We start from the raw sequence: 19,527 nt of genomic DNA, 5'->3' as shown, positions 1-19,527 counted from the left end.
AACTGGAGCGGGTTGATCGGCCGGGATCAACCGCTGATCGCGGCGGCACCGCTCACGATCTCGGACAGTTCCTTGGTGATCGCAGCCTGGCGGGTCTTGTTGTAGATGAGCTTGAGCTCATTGATCAAGGTGCCGGCGTTGTCGGTCGCGGCCTTCATCGCCACCATGCGGGCGGATTGCTCCGAGGCCATGTTCTCGGCCACCGCCTGGTAGATCAGGGCCTCGACGTAGCGCTTGAGCAGCTCGTCGATCACCGACGCCGGATCCGGCTCGTAGATGTAGTCCCAGCTGTGCGCGGCCTTCTCGGCTTCGGTCTGCGCCAGCGCGCCGGCCTGCAGGGGCAACAGCTGCTCGACCACCGGCTCCTGCTTCATCGTGTTGATGAAGCGGGTGTAGCACAGGTAGACGGCATCGACCTTGCCTTCGACAAACGCGTCCAGCATCACCTTCAGCGGGCCGATCAGCTTCTCCAGCTGGGGCATGTCGCCCAACTGGGTGGCCTGGCTCACGACCTTGACCCCCACGCGGTTGAGGAAGCCCAGGCCCTTGTTGCCGATGGCCACGGCCTCGGCCTTGCGGCCCCGGTCCTGCAGCTCGCGCATCTTGTTGGTGACGGCGCGCAGCACGTTGGTGTTCAGACCACCGCACAGGCCCTTGTCGGTGGTGACCACCACAAAGCCGTCGATCCCGGACTTGCCGTCCGCACGCATGTACGGCGACTTGTATTCCGGATTCGCGCGCGACAGGTTGGCCGTGATGTTGCGGATCTTGTCGCTGTACGGACGGGCCGAACGCATGCGGTCCTGCGCCTTGCGCATCTTGGACGCGGCGACCATTTCCATGGCCTTGGTGATCTTCTTGGTGTTCTCCACCGATTTGATCTTGCCGCGGATTTCCTTTCCGACTGCCATGACTGTTTCTCCTAGTAGGTGAGGGACGACCCGTTCGTGTCGTTGGAGCGCGTGCGTGCCGTCCCGTCAGTCAGTGGCTTCAGGCGAAGGACTTCTTGAAGGCAGCGATCGCGCCGTTCAGCTCTTCCTCGGCCGCCTTGTCCATGGCCTTGTCGGCTTCCAGCTTGGCCAGCAGAGCGGCGTGGCTGGACTTCAGGAACTGGTGCAGGCCGCTTTCGAAGGACAGCACCTTCTTCACGTCCACATCGTCCATGTAGCCCTTGTTCACGGCGTACAGCGAGGCACCCATCAGGCTGATCGACAGCGGCGAGTACTGGGCTTGCTTCAGCAGCTCGGTCACGCGGGCACCGCGGTCCAGCTGCTTCTTGGTGGAAGCGTCCAGATCGGAGGCGAACTGCGCGAAGGCGGCCAGCTCACGGTACTGGGCCAGGTCGGTACGGATACCGCCGGACAGCGACTTGATCAGCTTGGTCTGGGCCGCACCACCCACGCGGGACACCGAGATACCGGCGTTGATCGCGGGACGCACACCGGCGTTGAACAGGTTGGTTTCCAGGAAGATCTGGCCGTCGGTGATCGAGATCACGTTGGTCGGCACGAAGGCGGACACGTCACCCGCTTGGGTTTCGATGATCGGCAGCGCGGTCAGCGAGCCGGTCTTGCCCTTGACCTCACCCTTGGTGAAGGCTTCGACGTAGTCGGCGTTCACGCGGGCAGCGCGTTCCAGCAGGCGGCTGTGGAGATAGAACACGTCGCCAGGGAAGGCTTCGCGGCCCGGCGGGCGACGCAGCAGCAGCGAGACCTGACGGTAGGCCACGGCCTGCTTGGACAGGTCGTCATAGACGATCAGGGCGTCTTGGCCGCGGTCGCGGAAGTACTCGCCCATCGTGCAGCCCGAGTAGGCGGCGACGTACTGCATGGCGGCGGATTCGGAAGCCGAGGCAGCCACGACGATGGTGTAGTCCATCGCACCGGCCTGCTCCAGGGCGCGCACGACGTTCTTGATCGACGAAGCCTTCTGGCCGATCGCGACGTACACGCAGGTCATGTTCTGACCCTTCTGGTTGATGATCGCGTCGATCGCCACGGCGGTCTTGCCGGTCTGGCGGTCGCCGATGATCAGCTCGCGCTGGCCACGGCCGACGGGCACCATCGAGTCAATGCACTTCAGGCCGGTCTGGACGGGCTGGTCCACCGACTTCCGTGCGATCACGCCCGGGGCGACCTTCTCGATCACGTCCGTCATCTTGGCGTTGATCGGGCCCTTGCCGTCGATCGGCTGGCCCAGGGCGTTGACCACGCGGCCCACCAGTTCGGGGCCCACGGGCACTTCCAGAATGCGGCCCGTGCACTTGACGGTGTCGCCTTCGGAGATGTGTTCGTATTCACCCAGAATCACGGCGCCGACGGAGTCGCGCTCGAGGTTCAGGGCCAGGCCGAAGGAGGGTTGACCGTCCTTGCCAGCCGGGAATTCCAGCATTTCGCCCTGCATCGCATCGGACAGGCCGTGGACGCGGACGATGCCGTCGGTCACCGAGACGACGGTGCCTTGGTTGCGGATGTCCGTCGAAGCGCCGAGGCCTTCGATACGGCTCTTGATCAGTTCCGAAATTTCAGCAGGATTCAGTTGCATTGCTTTCTCCGAAAGCGCGGCAGTCAGACGGGGCGACTGGCTGCCGGTGGGCTATGCCTTGGGGTTGGGTGCCGATGCGGGACGGGGCCTCAGTGGGTCAGCGCGACCTTCATCTGCTCCAGACGGGCCTGGATGGAGGTGTCGAGCACCTCGTCGCCCACCACCACGCGGATGCCACCGATGAGTGACTCATCGATCTGCACCGACGCGTTGAGCTTGCGACCGAAGCGCTTCTCCAGCGTGGCGACCGTGTCGGCCAGTTGGGCGGCGTCCAGGGGGAAGGCGCTGACGATGGTCGCGTCCGACACACCGGTGCTGGCGTTGACCAGCGCGCGGAACTGGGCGTCGACCTCCGGCAGGGCGGACAGACGACCGTTCTCGATGACGACCTTCAGCAGATTGGCGACCTTGGGCGACAGGGCGACCTTGGCCACGGCAGCGACCAGATCGAACACCTGCTCCGAAGTCACCTTCGGGTTGTCCGCGAACTGGCGCAGCTGGGCGTCGGCGCTGACCTGCCCCACGGCGTGGAGCTGGTCGACCAGGGCCTGGGCGCTGTCCGTGCCGATGGACTTGTACAGTGCCTCGGCGTAGGGACGTGCGATGGTTGCAAGCTCAGCCATGATTACAGCTCGGTCTTCAGACGGTTCAGAAGATCGGCGTGCACGCCGGCGTTGACTTCGCGCTTCAGGATCGCTTCGGCGCCCTTGACAGCCAGCACGGCGACCTGCTCACGCAGGGCTTCGCGGGCCTTCACGGACTCCTGCTCGGCTTCAGCCTTGGCAGCGGCGACGATCTTGGCGCCTTCGTCGCTGGCACGCGACTTGGCTTCTTCGATCATCTGCTGGGCCAGACGCTCGGCATCAGCCAGGCGCTTGGCAGCGTCGTCGCGCGCAGCGGACAGCTGCTGCTCCACGCGCTGGTTGGCCACGGCCAGCTCGCTCTTGGCCTTGTCGGCAGCCGACAGGCCTTCGGCGATCTTCTTGGCGCGATCGTCGAGCGCAGCGGTGATCGGCGGCCAGACGAATTTCATCGTGAACCAGACCAGGATCAGGAACACGATCATCTGGACGATGAGGGTACCGGTGATGCTCACTTTTTTGCCTCAAACGGTGACGGGACATTCAGCAGGGGTGCGCCGCAGCGCACCCCGGCCTCTCAACACGACAAACGCCGGATTACTTGGCGATGGCGGCGAGCTGGCCCAGGAACGGGTTGGCCGTGGCGAACCACAGGGCGATACCGGTACCGATGATGAAGGCCGCGTCGATCAGGCCGGCCAGCAGGAACATCTTGGTCTGCAGTTCGCCCATCAGCTCGGGCTGGCGAGCGGCCGATTCCAGGTACTTGCTGCCCATGATGCCGATGCCGATACAAGCACCGACAGCACCCAGACCGATGATCAGGCCGGCGGCGAGGGCAACAAAGCTGATGACTTCCATGATGACTCCTAGTTGAGAGGTTGGGTTGGAAAGGTAGAAACGAAAGGGAAAGAGCGGGGATCCGGATCAGTGCACAGGATCAGTGCGAGTCATGGGCCTGGCCGATGTACACCAGCGTCAGCATCATGAACACGAAAGCCTGCAGCGTGATGATCAGGATGTGGAAGATGGCCCAGGCAGAGCCAGCGATGATGTGGCCGATCGCCAGACCGATACCGGTGCCCAGACCGACCGAGGCGAACGCGCCACCCATCAGGGCGATCAGCAGGAAGATCAGTTCGCCGGCGTACATGTTGCCGAACAGCCGCATACCGTGCGAGACGGTCTTGGCCACGAACTCGATCATCTGCATCGCGAAATTGAAGGGGTACAGAGCCCAGTGGTCACCGAACGGCGCCGCGAACAGCTCATGCACCCAGCCGCCGAAGCCCTTGATCTTCACGTTGTAGATCAGGCAGGTGATCAGCACGCCCAGCGACAGGCCCATCGTGACGGACAGGTCGGCGGTCGGCACCACGCGCAGCTTGGCTTCGTGGTCACCCTGGATGGCTTGCCAGATGAAGGGCAGCAGGTCAACCGGCAGCAGGTCCATCGCGTTCATCAGGAAGATCCAGATGAAGACGGTCAGGGCCAGCGGAGCCACCAGCTTGCGGCTCTGGGCGTTGTGGACGATGCCCTTGGCCTGGGATTCGACCATCTCGACCAGGATTTCCACGGCGGCCTGGAAGCGGCCGGGAACGCCAGAGGTGGCGGCGCGAGCAGCCTTCCACAGCAGCAGACAACCGATCACCCCCAGCAGAACGGAGAAGAAGATCGAGTCCCAGTGCACCACGCTCATGTCGAACGGGGCATTGGAATGCTTATTGCTCAGGAAGGTCAGGTGGTGAACGATGTACTCGCCAGCGGTTGGCGCGTGCTCGGCGGCTTCGTGTGCTTCTACGGACATGGCGTGGGTTTCAGTTCAGTTCAACTCTTCCGTCGGCCTCGCCACAAGAGCGCGACCCAATACACCTTGATGCACACGATCAGAGCCACCAGCAAGGCTGGCCAACTCAGACCGGGCACCAGCTTCGGGGCCAGCGCGAGCATGGCCACCGAAACCGCAATCTTGCCGAACTCCCACAACATGACGCTGACAGCCGAAACTGCCGGCGCCAGACTGGAGAGCCGACTGGTCACGCCGCGCGCCATCAAGGCACCCGGCACGACCACCGCGGCGGCGCCATACAGCACCGACGCGGTCCAATCCTGACGTCGCGTGATGAGCCAGAGCAAACCAGCCATCACCATGCCGACCACGGCCTGAACCGCAATCACCCGCCACGGCGAGACCGACCGTTCGCGGGCCATCAAGGCTTGCGCCTCTTCGTGCGTCAAGGCCTTGAAAGGCTGCTTGTCCGCCTCATCTTCCAGATCAGCCCACGCGTCGGGACGGGGTTCACGCCGCTCGGACATCGTGTCGGTTCCAGGTTCGGGGTGGCAAAGCCGCGCGATTATAGGGGCAATTCCCAATGATGCAGGATGCCCCAGCACACCCGCGGGTCGTCTCCCCAGCTCAGCTTGACCTGGCGCCCGGCTGCGGTTACCGCGAGGTTACAGCGTCAGCCGTTTACAAAACAGCAAAGTTCGTCGGCAGCCCGGGCACGTCCACCCGCATCTGCAGCACGCAACCCGACCATGGCATGCGCGCGAGTTCGGCCGCCGGCCGCTTGTGGCGCGCCGTGGTGATGTAGAGCGTGCGCAGATCGGGCCCACCGAAGCAGGGCATGGTGGGGCAGCGCACCGGCAAGGCCACCCGGCGATCGATGGCACCCTCGGGCGTCAAGCGCAGCAGACACTGGCCCTCGAACATCGCCACCCAGTAACAGCCCTGCGCGTCCACGGCCGCGCCGTCGGGCCGGCCACCATATTGGTCCAGATCCTGATCGGCCACTTTCAGAGGGAACTGCTGGAACACCCGGCGACGCGTCAGCGAACCGTCCTGCGCATCGACGTCCAGGGAGTAGATGCAGTGGGCCTGGGTGTCACTCCAATAGAGGGTTCGCCCGTCCGGGCTCCAGGCCAGGCCGTTGCTGGTGGTGATGCCCTCGGCCATGCACTCGATCTCGCCATGGGACCAACGGTAGAGGGCGGCCGCCGGGCGGTCCTTGGGCTCATGCAGCGTGCCCACCCAGATGCGGCCCTGCGCATCGGCCTTGCCATCGTTGAAGCGCTGGACGGCAGGGTCGTAAGGCGGCGGCGCCAGACGGGTGCGCTGGCCGCTGGCCGGATCGAAACGCCAGAGCCCATCGCGCATGGCCAGCACCAAGCCGCCGCCCAGCACCGGCATGCAGCAGGCTGGCTCGCTGTCAAAGCGCCAGCTGTCGTGGGTCAGGCGGACCGGATCGGCGCGGTGCAGCGCACGGCCCGGGATATCACACCAGTACAGGCAGGCTTCCTCGGGATGCCAGAACGGGGACTCGCCCAACTCGCAGGGGGCGAAAGGCAGCGGTTGCGGATCGAAAAGCATGGCGCTCAGCTCGGGTGGGGCGGATACAGGATCAAACGACCGGGCCGGCCGTGGATCCGATTGTCGGGGCAGGCACCCCACCGCCGGTCACATGCCCTTGAACAGATGGGTGTAGCTGCGGCTGACCTCGAGCTTCTCGTTGCTGCCCTTGACGCTGACGATCTGGCGTCCGCGGAAGTCCCGCGTCACCGCCGCGATCGCATGGACCGCCACCAGCGTGGAACGGTGGATCTGCCAGAACTTCTGCGGGTCCAGCTCATCCACCAACTCCTTGATGGGCTTGCGGATCAGGGCCTCCACCGTCGGCGTCTGGACCCGGGTGTACTTCTCGTCGCTGATGAAGAACAGCACCTCGTCCACCGGGATCATCTGGATGCTCTGCCCCACGGTGGCCTGGATCCACTGCAGCGGGGCCGGCCGGGGTGCGCCACCCGGGCTCGCCAGGCGGTGCAGCAACTGCTGCAGAGAGGCCCCCGAGGGCAACTCGTCCGGGGCGACCGGTGCACCGGCCTCCAGCTTGGCGCGGGCGGCCAGGCGCTTGCGCAGACGCTCGACCGTGCGCAGCAGGCGTTCGCGCTCGGCCGGCTTGAGCACATAGTCGGCCGCCCCTTGCTCGAAGGCCTCCACCGCGTACTGGTCGTAGGCGGTGATGAAGACGATCTCCGGCAGCCAGCCCTCCTCCCCCACGTCCATCTGGGCGATCTCGCGGGCCGCATCCACGCCCGTCATGCCCGGCATGCGGATGTCCAGGAAGACCACGTCCGGCCGGTGCTGCTGCACCAGTTCGACCGCCTCGGCGCCATGCTTGGCCTCGGCCACGATGTCCAGTTCGGGCCAGACCTCGGCCAGGCGGGCGCGCAATTGCTCGCGCATCAGGCGCTCATCGTCGGCCAGCACGGCACGCACGCGAGAGGATTCACGAGAAGGATCGACGTCAGAACTCACGGTCATCAGGAGGTGGGTGGCTGGGGTCTGGACGGCGGGCGCTCAGGCCGGGGTGGTGCCGGCGCCCTCCACCGTGCGGTACGGCACGGTGATGGTCACGACGGTACCGCAAGGCTGGTTGGCCGTCACGGTCAGACTGGCCTTGTTGCCATGCAGCAGCTGCAGCCGCTCGCGGATGTTGGCCAGGCCCACGCCGGTGCCGGAAGTCGCCGCCGCCCCGAAGCCCACGCCGGTGTCGGCCACCGTCACCTGCAGCTTGCCGTGCACGATCTCGGCCTTCACACGCAGCTGGCCGCCCTCGGGCTTGGGTTCCAGACCGTGGCGGATGGCGTTCTCGACCAGGGTCTGGATCATCATCGCCGGGAACTCGGCCGACAGCAGCCCCTCGGGCACATCCACCTGCGCATCCAGCCGCTCCTCCATGCGCACCTTCAGGATCTCGATGTAGGGCCGCACCACCGCCAGCTCGCGGCCCAGGTCGCGACTGCCGGCATCGGCCGTGTCGCGCATGGAGGGCATGCTGGCCCGCAGCAGCGCGATCAGGTTCTTCTGCATCTGGCTGGCGCGCGGCGGATCGGTCTCGATCAGGTGATCGATGGAGGCCAGGGTGTTGAAGAGAAAGTGCGGCTCGACCTGGGCCTGCATGGCGGCCATGCGGGCCTCCACCACCTGACGCTTGAGCGACTCGGCCTCGGCTGTCTCGGTGGCCTGGGCCGCCTTGACCTCGGCCTGGATCCGGCCCTTGTAGGTGATCTTGATGATCGCCGAGGCCACGATCCACAGCGCGGCCAGATCGCTCAGGAAGTCGCCGAAATGGACCTTGCGGGTGCGCACGGTGGCGGCCTGCTGCTCATCCACCGCCTCCTGAGCGGCGTCGCGGGCTTCCTGGGCGGCGTCCCGGGCCTCCTGCATCGCGTCGACCACCTGCTGTTTGGCATCCTCGATAGCCTCGCGGACCTCGTCAGGCTGGGCGCCCGGAGGCAGCTTGACCTCCACCTTCTTGTCGCCGGCCTGGATCACCACGCGTGCGCCTTCCGCCGACGCCGAGGGCTCGCTCGTCGCAGGCACCGCACCGGAGGCTGCCGAAGCGGCCGGCTGGACCGCCTCATCGATGCGCACCCCATGCTCGTCCACCTTGAGCTCGAAGCTGCGACGCGCGCTGCCGTCGCCGCCAGCGCTGCGGCCAGGCACCTCGACGTGGACGTCGGGCACCACCACGGGCGGCACCGGCGGCATCGCCGGCAGCTTCACATGGCCCACACTGGGGGTGATCGACTCGGTGATGGTCCAGGTGAAGGGCGGCAGCTTCTGCAGCAGATTCACCACGATCAGCAGCAAGACCGAGAGCAGGGCAAAGCGCTTCCAGCTGATGCTGGCCAGCCAGGTGCCATACACATGGAAGGCCCGCACGGCCGCAGCGGAGAAACGCTGCCAGCGTTGCGGCCAGACCGGGGCTTGAGGGGGGGTGGACTGCGTCATGGGAGGAGACTCGCGACAGGGCCCGAATCAGGCCATGTGGTGCACTGTAGCCAAGCCTTCGGCCACCGGTGGACCGATGCGACGCACCGCAATTGGGCGGGACAGGCTGCAGCCAGCCGGGATTGGCGTCAGCGACGCCGTCAGTGCCGCTCGACGATCACCGGCACCAGCTGCAGTGCCTCGCGCACCCGCTGGGCGGCCTCGCTGGCCTGCTGGCGCGAGGCATAGGGCCCAGCCTGCAGGCGGTGCACCCCGTTCTCGGCAAAGATGGCCAGACGCGGCGACAGCCAGGACAGCTCGTCGGCGATCTTCTGGCGGAAGCTGTCGGCCCCATCGCTGCGGCTGAAAGCGCCCAGTTGCACCCAAAAGCCGGCGGCAGGGGCTGCCGATTCGGGGACCGACGGCATCGGGGTCGCAGACGCGGCCTCCGTCGAAGGGGGGGCCGGGGGAAGATCGGGCAGATTCGGCACAGCGGCCACCACCGGCAACGCCGCTGCCGGCCGGACCACCGGGGTCGGCGCCGCCACCGCCGGGGCCGGAGCCACCGCCGCCAGGGCCGCGCCCCCGGTGTTCCAGGTTCCGGCGCGGATCTCGTCGAAGGTGATGCGCCGCACCTCGACCGGCGCCACCCCGTTCTGCACCCCCAGCTTGACCGCCGCAGCATAGGACAGGTCGATCACCCGCCCATCCACGAAGGGCCCACGGTCATTTGCGCATTCCACTGATGGCGGACAGTGATTCCATTCCCATCGCGGACAGCGTTCCAGGCGATGGCGGACACGTTGCGCGGGTGTCCTGAGTGACGCTCAAATCGTAGCCGAAGTGTCCGCCATCAGCGTGGAATGGCGGTCGGCGCGGCCGGCTCAGACGGCCTTTGCCAGCTTTCTCATCGACTCGCCCTTGAGGGCTATCTTGTGCGAGCCGTGCACGATGCGGTCCAGGATGGCGTCGGCCAGCGTGGGCTCGTCCAGCCAGGCGTGCCAGGCCGTCACCGGCAACTGGCTGGTGATGAGCGTCGAGCGCGCACCCACCCGGTCGTCGAGCAACTCCAGCAGGTCGTTTCGCTCGTGCGCGGCAATCGGCGCGATGCCGAAGTCGTCCAGGATGAGCAGGTCCAGCCGCGCCAGTTGCGCCAGCCGTTTGCCCAGGCTGCCATCGCCGTGGGCCACGTGCAACTCCTGCAGCAGCCGTGGCGCGCGGGTGTAGAGCACCGAGAAGCCCAGACGCGCGGCCTGCTGCCCCAGTGCGCAGGCAAGCCACGTCTTGCCGCACCCGGTGGCGCCGGTCAGCAGCACGTTGTGGCCATGGCGCAGCCAGTCGCCGCCGGCCAGGCTGGTGATGACCTCCCGGCCCAGGCCCCGGCTGGCGCGCCAGTCGATGTCCTCCAGGCAGGCACTGGAGACCTTCAGGCGGGCCGCCTTGAGCAGGCGCTCCAGGCGTTTGCTGTCACGCCAGTCCACCTCGCGCTGCACCAGCAGCGCCAGACGTTGTTCAAAGGGCAGTTCGCTGGCTGTGATGTGGGTGGCCGCGTCGCTGAGGGCGGCCACCATGCCGTCCAGGCGCAGGGCGCGCAGTTGGTTCAAGGTCTGTTCGTTGAGCATGGTTCTTCCTTGTTGGGTTTGCTTGCGCGTTGGAGCTCAGTGGTAGTAGTCCGGCCCGCGCACGTTCTCGTGCAGCGGCAGGCTCGCCTGTGCGGCCATCGGCGCATCCAGCGGCCGCTGGTCCAGGCCGCAGCCCAGGATGGAGGCGATGCTCTTGTAGGACGGTGAGCGAATCGACTGCGCCCGCGCACAGGCGGCCTCCAGCCGGTCAGCCCCGTACTCACGGCCCAGGCGCATGAGGCCCAGACAGGAGCGGTAACCCTGCTCGGGATGCTGGCGGTGCTCCATCTGCCAGCGCACCACGGCGGCGGTGGCCGCACCCACGCGCTCGCCCCAGGCGATGAGCTTGGCCGGCGTCCACTGCAGGTGCGCCCGGTGCGAGGCCGGCATGTGCTCAGGTGTGGTGGTGTGTGCACCCCGGCGGGGATTGAGGGCGTGGGCGGCCACCCGTTTGCCGCCATGCAGGACTTCGACCGTGCCGGCCGTGATGCGCAACTCCACCGGCTCGCCCACCAGGGCGTGGGGCACCGAGTAGTAGTGGCCATCGAGCTCGACGTGGTAATCGATGTTGACGCGGGCGGGTTTGAAGCGCGCGATGGGCATGCGCACCGCCGGCAGGGGGCGCAGGGCCGGCCGGTCAAGCTCGGCGAAGGCACTGGCGCGGTTGCCCGGCAGCTTCTTGAACGCGCGCTGGTTCAAGTCCACCAGCAAGGCGGCAATCGCCCGGTTGAGCTCGGCCAGGCTGAAGAAGGTCTGGTGGCGCAGCCGGGCCAGAATCCAGCGCTCGACCACCTGCACGGCGACCTCCACCTTGGGTTTGTCGCGTGGCTTGGCCGGGCGCGCGGGCATCACGGCCAGGCTGTAGTGCGCACAGAGTTCTTCGAGCAGGCGGTGCGCGGTGGGCTCGTAGCGGTCGGGGCGGGCCATGAGGGCGCGCGGCTGGTCGGGCACCAGCAGGCGGGGCACGCCGCCGATGAACTCCAGCGTGGCAATGATGCTGGCCACCCAGTCAGCGGCCTTCTGGCTGGCAGTGGCGCAGGCGTAGGTGTAGTTCGATGCGCCCAGCACTGCCACGAAGACCTGGGCCGGGCGTATCTCGCCGGTGCTGGCGTCCACGACGGGCACGGTCTGGCCGGCGTAGTCCACGAAGAGCTTGTCACCGCCCGAGTGGGTCTGGCGCATGGAGCGCTGCAGGCGCCGGGCCCAAGCCTTGTACTTCTCGCAGAAGGCGCTGTACTTGTACGCCTGACCGCTGTGCTGTTGCTGGTATTCCTCCCACAGCAGCTGCAGCGTCACGCCAGGTCGGCGCAGTTCGCGGTGGATGTGGGCGTGGTCGGGTTCGAGGTGCCGGGACTCGCGCGCCACGGGTGGCTTGTAAAGCCGGGCCTGGAGTTCGTCGTCGTTCAGGCTCTGGGCCGTAGCCCAGTCCACGCCGGCCACGCGCGCGTAGCTGGCTATCTCGCTGACAGTGGATTTGGAGATGCCGAGGGCGGCACCGATTTGACGGGTGCTCAAGGCCCCGCGGTGCAGCAGTTGCAGTGTGTGTCGTAGTTTGCTCATGGTGACCCTGGGTGTGGGCATCGCTGGCTCCGGTCAAAAAAACCGGGCAGCGTATGCCGCGTTCGGGTCACTCAGAACACCCCGCAGGTGTCCGCCATCAGTTTGGAATGCTGTCCGCCTTCAGCGTGGAACACTGTCCGCCATCATGGTGGAACACTGTCCGCCATCAGCGTGGAATCGTGTCCGCCATCGCGTGGAATACGCAGTCATTCACCCGCACGATCACCTCGCGTCCATTGGCCGGGTTGCGCACCCGGGCGTAGCTGGGCAGCGGCATGGTGCGGTGGGCGGCCGTCATCGCATTCATGTCGTAGGGCTCGCCACTGGCCGTGCGCGCGCCATGGAACTTGCGGCCATACCAGGAGGCCAACCCCTCCTCATAGAGCGGCAGATCGGCCGTCATCGGGGTATAGCTGCGCCCCAGCACGGTGTAGGGCTTGTTGGGCCCACCCACCCGGATGGGCTCGATGCGCGGCACCGCGTCGGGCAGACCGGACACCGAGCCCTCCCCACCCGCAGGCGCTGCATCACGGCGGGTGACCGTGGTGCAGGCGGACAGAAGCAACAGACTCAGTCCCAGTGAAGTCAGCAGCGCCCGGTCGGTGGCCGGCGGCCAGCGCCAGATGGGAGAACGCAGCAAGGGGAGTGATGTCGTGGACAAAAGCAACGGCCCTACAAGGAAGCTTGCCTTATTCTGCGGCAGCACGCCCTGTCCGTGAATGGCCAGCGGCCAAGACAAGCAATTCCCACATGCCCGCTACAGGAGACCAACCCCATGCCCCCGATCAGCCGATTTCCGGTCCCCGAACTGACCGATCTGCCGGAGGACATCCTCGCTCGCATCCTGGCCGTGCAAGAAAAGGCCGGCTTCGTGCCAAACGTGTTTCTGGTGCTGGCCCGCCGGCCCGACGAGTTCCGCGCCTTTTTCGCCTACCACGACGCATTGATGGACCGACCGGGCAACCTCAGCAAGGCAGAGCGCGAGATGATCGTAGTGGCCACCAGCAACGCCAACCAGTGCCAATACTGCGTGATCGCTCACGGCGCCATTCTTCGCATCCGCGCCAAGCAACCACTGCTGGCAGACCAGGTGGCCGTGAACTACCGCAAGGCCGACATCAGCGAACGGCAGAAGGCTATGCTGGAATTCGCGATGAAGGTCTCGACGGCAGCACATGACGTGGGCGAAGCCGACTTCGAAGCCTTGGCCGTCCACGGCTTCAGCCAGGAAGACGCCTGGGACATCGCCGCCATCACCGCGTTTTTCGGCCTATCCAACCGAATGGCCAACGTGAGCAGCATGCGACCCAACGACGAGTTCTACAGCATGGGCCGTTGAGCCTGCTCAGCCCAGCTGACAGGCCAGGCAGGCCAACTCGAAGTCTCGCCCGAGAACCCGCCCGGACTTGCAAGTACACGTTGTGCACTCCCTTGACGTTCAAGTTTCGGCCAGCGAAGACGGGATGTGGCTTGAGCGCACAGCCAGCAACAGCGCGGATGTGAAGCTGGCGCATCCGAGATCGCCAAAACGCCGAGGGACATCGCCACCTGCAACGGCTCCAGCCAAGCTGCATCACGCAGCTTGCGGATCGTGGCAGTCAAGTTCACACCTCACGGACCCCCATGTCGCGTGGCCGCGACTTCGGCTCTTCAGGAAGGCAATTCCTGACGGAACTTGCAATCAGGCATAACGTGGCGAACACGCCAGGATATGCCCAACTTCACACACTCTGAGAAGAACAGCATAAGCCAGCCGACGAACAAAGCAATTCGTGGCGACTTTTGACGCACTTCGAGGCGGCTGGGCGCGCGACTCCAACCAATTGCTGGCGGGACTTGTTCGATCAGCCACATCTGGCGGCAATGTTTGGATCGACTGTCTCTCCCCCTCTGTCACGAGCGTTGAGTTGAAGGCCGCCAACTTATGCGCCGTCGGCGAATCGCCGCTGAGTCGTCCAAGTCACGCCATGAAATGCGCACGTTCCTTAGGTGTTGGGTCCCATGTGCGTCGATGGTCGCCGCGTATTGACCCTGCTAGGACGCGTCACCTTGGTCCATCCATTGGTGCCAGTCCGCCTCTACGAGGACGCCAATCTGGCGGGTCCACGAGAGCCCACGTTGATGCAGCAAAGCGGATCAGGCCGACACCAGCGTCAACCGTCCACTTGCCCTTGGCACGTCAGTCCTTGCCCGCCCGCCCAGCAACCACCGCAGCCAAGCCAAACAGAGGCGCCAGGACCCACGCCCCACTGACGGCTGTGCCGAAAAGGGCAAACCCTGTGTGCAGCCCGAGGGTTACGCCCAGACCCGCGCCAGCTCCTGCGCGAACCAGGTCAGTAGTGCTGCCTCCGAGCAATCCTGAAAGGCGCTCGCCCGTAGTCAAGAGGTTCGACGGTGGAACCACAACCCGTTGAACGCTGGCCTCGACGATCCTCTTGCGCGCCGGCCCCAGTAAATCAATGTCCATGTTCGTCTCCAACAAGCTGTCTGAGCGTGTCGAGGTCACGTTGCATCTCCAAGTGGATGGCGCGTTGCTCTTGCAGATGGACCAAGGTCAGCTGTTCGGCACGTTTCGTCGCGTCGATCAAGACTGTTCGGGTGAACTGGGCCACTGGGTAGTCAGTGGCCTTCGCAAGTTGAACAGATTTGGCCATGCAGTCTTCCAGCAGCCGCTCAGCCGCTGCGGTTGCTGCCTGGGTCGCCCCTTTCAATCGGCTTGCGCATTGCTGGGCTTGGTCTTCGGCATTCTTCAGCAAGGCGGATGCCCGCCGATAGTCATCCTCTCGACCCTTGGCCGCCATGCCGATCCAATTGGAGGTCTCGCTCTTGGCCTTCTTTGCCTTGTCCACTACCTCCGCGGCCTGTGCGTCCTCGGCTCTGGCCTGGCTCAAGGCCTCATAGGATCGTTGCCAACTCATCAGGACATCAGAAGCAATCGACGTGTAGCGAGCAAACTTATCGACCTGATACGAACTCCATCGTGGCATCTCGCGCTGAATCAGCTCGGAGTAGTGATCCGTCAGCCGCGTGGAGGCTTCTTTGACAACGTCTCGAGACGCGGCCAGGAACTTGTGCTCCAACTCCTGCGCCTGCGCCAAATGCCCCAGCATCTTGCGTCGCAGTTGGTAGGTACTGATGTCGACTGACTGTGTCGTCAGCTCTGTGCTCATCATCTACTCCCCTTCTTGATCCCCAGAGAAGCCTGCGAACGGTGTGCCGAATCGTGGCGATTGCCGCCGCCCGCACTCATGGTCTGGAGGGAGCAGGTCAATGCAGTCCGCCCAAACAAGGACCCGGTCAGGCTGGAAGTCCGATGGATTCACCTCGTGCTCCTGGAGTGGTGATGAGACGGCTCACTGCGGCCATTCAGTCGCTCTCTCTAGGCCGATGCTGCTCCCACCAATCATCAAGCGCTGTGTGGGACGAATCCATCGTAGGCCAAATGAGGTCTGGCGCATCCTCGGGGCGAGGTTGTGCAATGGCGATCTCTCCAGGCATCTCAGACCCAAATCGTCCCGACGGCGGCCGTTGAAATCTTCGTCCATTCCGAAGATGGGTCCCAAGATCATCAGACAGGTAGTGGATCCACACCTGACCATCCTCACCATCCGGAAAAACCGACGGCAATGCGCTCGGATGCACGGCCATATGGGCGATCAATGACTCGAGCCAAGCCGAGTAAGCCGTCGAATCGGCCGAGACGCGTGCCCACAGACCACTGAAGCGCTCGGCTAGTCTGGTTGCCAGTTGCATAGGCTCCACACCGACATCTGGCAGACCGAACTCATGAGATCGAAAGATCGCTGCACTACCGACCATGGTCGACTCGATCACTGCTCCGTTTCTCGCAGAGAAGACCGTGCCATCTGCGATGGCAAGAGACCAAGCCCCATTACGCAGGAGCGGCATCGCTCGAACGTCGCGATAGCCTAGCTCGTGAAGACCTGCGACGGCGAAAAATAGACATCGGCATTGGCTCAATGGTGAGTTCATGATCAACCCGAACGCTTTGAGTTATCTGTCTCCGGCATGCATCCGCCACGCCCATGGAATTGACAACGGCAGGGGAACACAGCTCAGCCTCGAGAACCTTCACCGAAGACATGCCAAGGTCCGGACTTCAGTCAGGCTCGGTCACCACCGCCTCCTGCCTGTGCATGCAGAGATCACTCCGTACCGCAGAAACCAGCTGCAATCAGAAAACGCCTAACCGCAGTCGCTGACCGACACTGTACGGAACCAGCCAGCATGAAATCGACGGGATCATCGTATCGTTCAATGAAATCGGGTGAGACCAGCCCCCGCCAAAAGCTGCCAGCCCCGAAGTTCATAGCGAAGGCCTCGGCGAGGCGCACGCGACGCTTGATGGGAACCTCACGGACCTGCCATGTCAGCCTGTGACTTCGCGTGCCGCGATTGAAGGTGGCCAATGCAATCGCCGCGTGCGCATCGGCGACCATGACTAAAAATCCTTTCCGAGGTTTCCACTCGAGGATTTCCAGGTTTGCCAAGGCTTGGAGGTAGTCCCAGACACCAGCGTCAGCCAGTTCCTGGCAGCCGTGACCCAAAGCGCGTCCCACGCGTAAGTCTGCGCGCAGACCATGCCCTCCTCCACCAGCTGCTGGAAGAGGCCAATGAGCAAGGCGTATCCGTGACCGAGGTGGCACAAAGAGCTGGTGTCAACCTATCGACACTGGCCAAGCATGAAGACCTGTACCTGCAGGTGCGCGAGCAGCATCAAGACGCCATAGAGCAAGCGGAGTCGGCTCGCCGCGAATCGGCCATCGCCGAAGCTGAGGCAACGTATGCGCGCCTCGTCAGCTCCGGCACCCGGCCAACCCTGCGCGCGGCAAGCGCGCTGACGAAAGAGAGTTGGCGCGAGTCCCAGCTCAGAGGGATGTCTCTGACCTTGCTGCGTATCTCTCTGGGCGAGAAGCAGCTGAGCATCCCCGGCCGCTACGCCTCCACCGGACGGGAATACAGAACAATGCTGAAAAGGGCCGCCGGGCGACTGCGTGATCGCTTCGGCTTGAGCGCGTCAGCAGATCCGCTGAGGCGGGTGCCGTTTGAGTTGAATTGAGGGGCTGATGTGCGACGGTTGGCGGAAATCGAAGCTTGCGCATTCGAAGACCGCCTGCGCTCACCAAGCGGCCTCTCGGTACACCTAAAGTCGCCTCAGCACTCGGAACTGCGACATGCCCTTCGAGCAACTGGCTTCTGCAAAAGCCATGGTAACTTCACGCAAAAGCATGGGAGCTGCGCCGTGAATTTTGATGAATTTGCTGGAAAGTTTGGTTCAAAAAGCGACTTCGTGCGGAGCATTCCCGCCCACGAGCGCGCTGCGTTTCAGCATGCTGCGATGCGCCTCCACGACAAGGGCTTCGACTGGTATATAGCCGACGATGACCTCTGCTTTGGGGTCAAGCCACCAGACAGTCCGCGAGCCTCGCCCCGAGGCGGGAGACTCTGGAAAAACTTCAATATAACGATCAACCTACGCGGCAAGTACACCAAGGCGATCTCACCCGCGCTGCTGGAGCGTATGCACGCTGCGGGCGGCGTCGAGATGATGCACGGCTCGCGGATAAGCTTCAGCATTGCCCAGTTCGATGGCCTCGTCAGCGACACAGAGTTCATCAACGATTTCGCCACCCTCTGCGGCATATCTAAGTCCCAAGGCCTCTGGCCCGATCAGAGTTGGGACATCCTGAGAAGCCAACCCGAAGTCACAGAGACTGAACTTTCTAGCACGCCCCCTGTTCAAGCTCCCCAGGAGACGGACCTATCCACCGACGCAGAGACCGACCTGGCACACAAGAGCATTGAGGAGGAATTCCTCGAAGATATCCCTCCGGACGAAGTAGAAAAAGTACTCAATCAAGTCCGTCATAATCAGGGATTATTCAAAAGCAAGCTGAAGGATATCTGGGGCGCACAATGCGCCGTTTCTAAATGCACTGAAGAGGCCGTCCTCGAAGCAGCACATATAATTCCCTATTCCGTGGGCCGTGACTATTCCCTATCGAACGGGTTGCTGCTGCGCGCGGATATTCATGCGCTTTTCGACGCCTACTTGCTTTCCATCGACAAAGACGGACGCGTGCATGTGTCCGATTCAATTAAGGACATTACCTATACGTCGCTCCAGAATCAGCTACTCGCTCGACCCAAAGACAAGTGGCCCCCAGGCTTAGCCGAGACGCTCGACGAACGCCACGCAAAGTACCTCAAGAAGCTGCTGAAAATCCCCCAGGGTCCAAAGCACGAGACCGCGCGACTTCCCACGCAGACCCAACTGTCAGGGCTCGGGTGATTGCCCCCCGATAGGCGAATAAATCAGAAGGCGAGGCCTGCTAATTCTTGAGAGCCTGAATCGGCGTGTTCAGGTCCAGCGCACTCTGGGCAGGTATTTGTTGTAGAGCCAGACGAACCAGTTGAGCGTTGTCTCCAGGTCATGGGCGTTGTTGAAGCGGTGCGACTTCAGCACCTGAGCCAGGCGTCCATTGAAGCGCTCCACCATGCCATTGGTCTGCGGACACCTGGGCTGTGTGAACCGTTGCTCGTTGCCCAATGCCTGGCTCAGCGTATCGTCGAATGAGGCAGGCCTGACCCAGCGTCCGCGCCGGCGATGTCTGCTTTGCAGCGGTTGCTGCCGCTCGCCGCCTGGGATCAAGCGCACGCTGACCGCCATCAAGCGGTCCTTGGGCCTACGACCACGGGGCAGGCCGGTCGCCAGGCTCCGGCCCACCAGAACCTCCCATTCCTCGCGGCGCCACTCTGGCGGGTGAGTCAGATCACCACGATGGGAGCAAGCCTGCGCCTGGACTGGCTAACCTTTGTGGTTCAGCCGGAGCTCATACAGCTCAGGTCGGCGATCAGTGGCAGCATGGCCACCAAGGCCAGCAGCAGTGCCAGCGGTACCGTTGCGCTGAAGCCGATGTGCTTGAACGCCAGCGCCCCTGCAATCGCACCAGAGAAGCACGCCGCAGCCAGCGTGGCGTGAATCGCCAGCTTCTGCCGGTCGGCGCGCTCGCGAAGAGCGTAGGAGGTATGGGTGCGGTTCCAGTAGCACACTCGGGCGAGTTCGATGCCAAGGTCGGTAAGCACATCGGTCAGGTGGGTCGTTCTGATCTGGGCACGCGAGATTTTGGTGATCGCCGCGTTCGGCAGCCCCATGCTGAAGCAAAGCAGCAAGACTGCAGCCAGGATGACAACGTCGAAAGCCAGGTGCAGGCTGGCGCCAAGTAGGCCGAAAGCGAGCAGGGCAAGGGCATCGACCAGCAACGGAAGGGCATGCAGCCCTGACATTCGCATTCGGCGTCCCCAATTCGTGAGCAATCCCGTGCAGACCGATCCGCCTACGAAGGTGGCCACAGCGATGGTGTCTGTCGAGGGGCGAGCCTCGGACCACCTGCGTTCGGTGCCCATCGGGTGAACACCCCCGGCA

General features: G+C 64.2%; 19 protein-coding genes and 2 pseudogenes. 3 read left to right on the top strand and 18 right to left on the bottom strand.

Annotated elements, in window-relative coordinates; all coding sequences use genetic code 11:
- Window positions 1–26: 26 nt before the first annotated feature.
- The 14 genes and pseudogenes from atpG to LRM40_RS01865 all read right to left on the bottom strand — a co-directional run.
- The gene (atpG, locus tag LRM40_RS01935; protein WP_151124077.1) at window positions 27–911 is read right to left on the bottom strand and encodes a F0F1 ATP synthase subunit gamma; all 885 of its coding nucleotides are present in this window, start codon (window positions 909–911) and stop codon (window positions 27–29) included.
- Between the two features lie 79 nt (window positions 912–990).
- Window positions 991–2,544, bottom strand: coding sequence for a F0F1 ATP synthase subunit alpha (gene atpA, locus LRM40_RS01930; RefSeq protein WP_022979949.1), 1,554 nt, complete (start codon window positions 2,542–2,544; stop codon window positions 991–993).
- A gap of 89 nt (window positions 2,545–2,633) precedes the next feature.
- Window positions 2,634–3,167: a F0F1 ATP synthase subunit delta gene (locus tag LRM40_RS01925; RefSeq protein ID WP_151124076.1), complete on the bottom strand. Its 534-nt coding sequence runs from the start codon at window positions 3,165–3,167 to the stop codon at window positions 2,634–2,636.
- 2 nt (window positions 3,168–3,169) lie between these two features.
- Window positions 3,170–3,640: a F0F1 ATP synthase subunit B gene (locus tag LRM40_RS01920; RefSeq protein ID WP_151124075.1), complete on the bottom strand. Its 471-nt coding sequence runs from the start codon at window positions 3,638–3,640 to the stop codon at window positions 3,170–3,172.
- An 82-nt stretch (window positions 3,641–3,722) separates the two neighbouring features.
- Window positions 3,723–3,986, bottom strand: coding sequence for a F0F1 ATP synthase subunit C (gene atpE / locus LRM40_RS01915; RefSeq protein WP_022979952.1), 264 nt, complete (start codon window positions 3,984–3,986; stop codon window positions 3,723–3,725).
- A 79-nt stretch (window positions 3,987–4,065) separates the two neighbouring features.
- The gene (gene atpB / locus LRM40_RS01910; protein ID WP_151124074.1) at window positions 4,066–4,932 is read right to left on the bottom strand and encodes a F0F1 ATP synthase subunit A; all 867 of its coding nucleotides are present in this window, start codon (window positions 4,930–4,932) and stop codon (window positions 4,066–4,068) included.
- Window positions 4,933–4,952: 20 nt separating this feature from the next.
- Entirely contained in the window at window positions 4,953–5,441 is a 489-nt protein-coding gene (locus LRM40_RS01905) for an ATP synthase subunit I (RefSeq protein ID WP_151124073.1), read from the bottom strand.
- A 154-nt stretch (window positions 5,442–5,595) separates the two neighbouring features.
- Window positions 5,596–6,495 (bottom strand): SMP-30/gluconolactonase/LRE family protein, encoded by a 900-nt coding sequence (locus LRM40_RS01900; RefSeq protein ID WP_151124072.1) that lies wholly within the window; start codon window positions 6,493–6,495, stop codon window positions 5,596–5,598.
- Window positions 6,496–6,582: 87 nt separating this feature from the next.
- A complete protein-coding gene (locus LRM40_RS01895; RefSeq protein ID WP_151124071.1) occupies window positions 6,583–7,446 on the bottom strand; it encodes a LytR/AlgR family response regulator transcription factor in 864 nt (287 codons plus the stop codon).
- Between the two features lie 36 nt (window positions 7,447–7,482).
- A complete protein-coding gene (locus tag LRM40_RS01890; protein WP_151124070.1) occupies window positions 7,483–8,919 on the bottom strand; it encodes a sensor histidine kinase in 1,437 nt (478 codons plus the stop codon).
- A 140-nt stretch (window positions 8,920–9,059) separates the two neighbouring features.
- Window positions 9,060–9,599, bottom strand: a complete 540-nt coding sequence (locus LRM40_RS21420; protein ID WP_310734155.1) for an SPOR domain-containing protein — start codon at window positions 9,597–9,599, stop codon at window positions 9,060–9,062.
- A 183-nt stretch (window positions 9,600–9,782) separates the two neighbouring features.
- Entirely contained in the window at window positions 9,783–10,520 is a 738-nt protein-coding gene (istB, locus tag LRM40_RS01875) for an IS21-like element helper ATPase IstB (protein ID WP_151126053.1), read from the bottom strand.
- Between the two features lie 36 nt (window positions 10,521–10,556).
- Entirely contained in the window at window positions 10,557–12,101 is a 1,545-nt protein-coding gene (istA, locus tag LRM40_RS01870; RefSeq protein ID WP_151126052.1) for an IS21 family transposase, read from the bottom strand.
- Window positions 12,102–12,285: 184 nt separating this feature from the next.
- Window positions 12,286–12,705 (bottom strand): annotated as a pseudogene (locus LRM40_RS01865) (septal ring lytic transglycosylase RlpA family protein); the annotation flags it as partial.
- Window positions 12,706–12,855: 150 nt separating this feature from the next.
- Here LRM40_RS01865 and LRM40_RS01860 point away from each other — a divergent pair.
- Window positions 12,856–13,419, top strand: coding sequence for a peroxidase-related enzyme (locus LRM40_RS01860; protein WP_151124954.1), 564 nt, complete (start codon window positions 12,856–12,858; stop codon window positions 13,417–13,419).
- Window positions 13,420–14,536: 1,117 nt separating this feature from the next.
- On the opposite strand, the gene LRM40_RS01855 is transcribed toward LRM40_RS01860, so the two are convergent.
- Window positions 14,537–15,253: a hypothetical protein gene (locus tag LRM40_RS01855; RefSeq protein WP_231067676.1), complete on the bottom strand. Its 717-nt coding sequence runs from the start codon at window positions 15,251–15,253 to the stop codon at window positions 14,537–14,539.
- 993 nt (window positions 15,254–16,246) lie between these two features.
- Window positions 16,247–16,660, bottom strand: a complete 414-nt coding sequence (locus LRM40_RS01850) for a hypothetical protein (RefSeq protein WP_231067675.1) — start codon at window positions 16,658–16,660, stop codon at window positions 16,247–16,249.
- 71 nt (window positions 16,661–16,731) lie between these two features.
- On the opposite strand from LRM40_RS01850, the gene LRM40_RS01845 reads away from it, so the two are divergent.
- Complete coding sequence (locus tag LRM40_RS01845; RefSeq protein ID WP_151124957.1) at window positions 16,732–17,160, top strand: hypothetical protein; 429 nt, start codon at window positions 16,732–16,734, stop codon at window positions 17,158–17,160.
- Window positions 17,161–17,343: 183 nt separating this feature from the next.
- Window positions 17,344–18,393, top strand: coding sequence for an HNH endonuclease (locus LRM40_RS01840; protein ID WP_211373025.1), 1,050 nt, complete (start codon window positions 17,344–17,346; stop codon window positions 18,391–18,393).
- A 46-nt stretch (window positions 18,394–18,439) separates the two neighbouring features.
- Here the strand turns inward: LRM40_RS01840 and LRM40_RS01835 are convergent.
- Both LRM40_RS01835 and LRM40_RS01830 read right to left on the bottom strand, forming a co-directional pair.
- Window positions 18,440–18,669: pseudogene (locus LRM40_RS01835) on the bottom strand (integrase core domain-containing protein); the annotation flags it as partial.
- Between the two features lie 254 nt (window positions 18,670–18,923).
- Window positions 18,924–19,508: a YoaK family protein gene (locus LRM40_RS01830; RefSeq protein ID WP_151124959.1), complete on the bottom strand. Its 585-nt coding sequence runs from the start codon at window positions 19,506–19,508 to the stop codon at window positions 18,924–18,926.
- Between the last annotated feature and the right edge of the window lie 19 nt (window positions 19,509–19,527).

The organism is Ideonella dechloratans (assembly GCF_021049305.1).
GTDB lineage: Bacteria > Pseudomonadota > Gammaproteobacteria > Burkholderiales > Burkholderiaceae_C > Ideonella > Ideonella dechloratans.
Note: the sequence above shows the minus strand (reverse complement) of the source record. Positions and strands in the feature narration are given on the sequence as shown.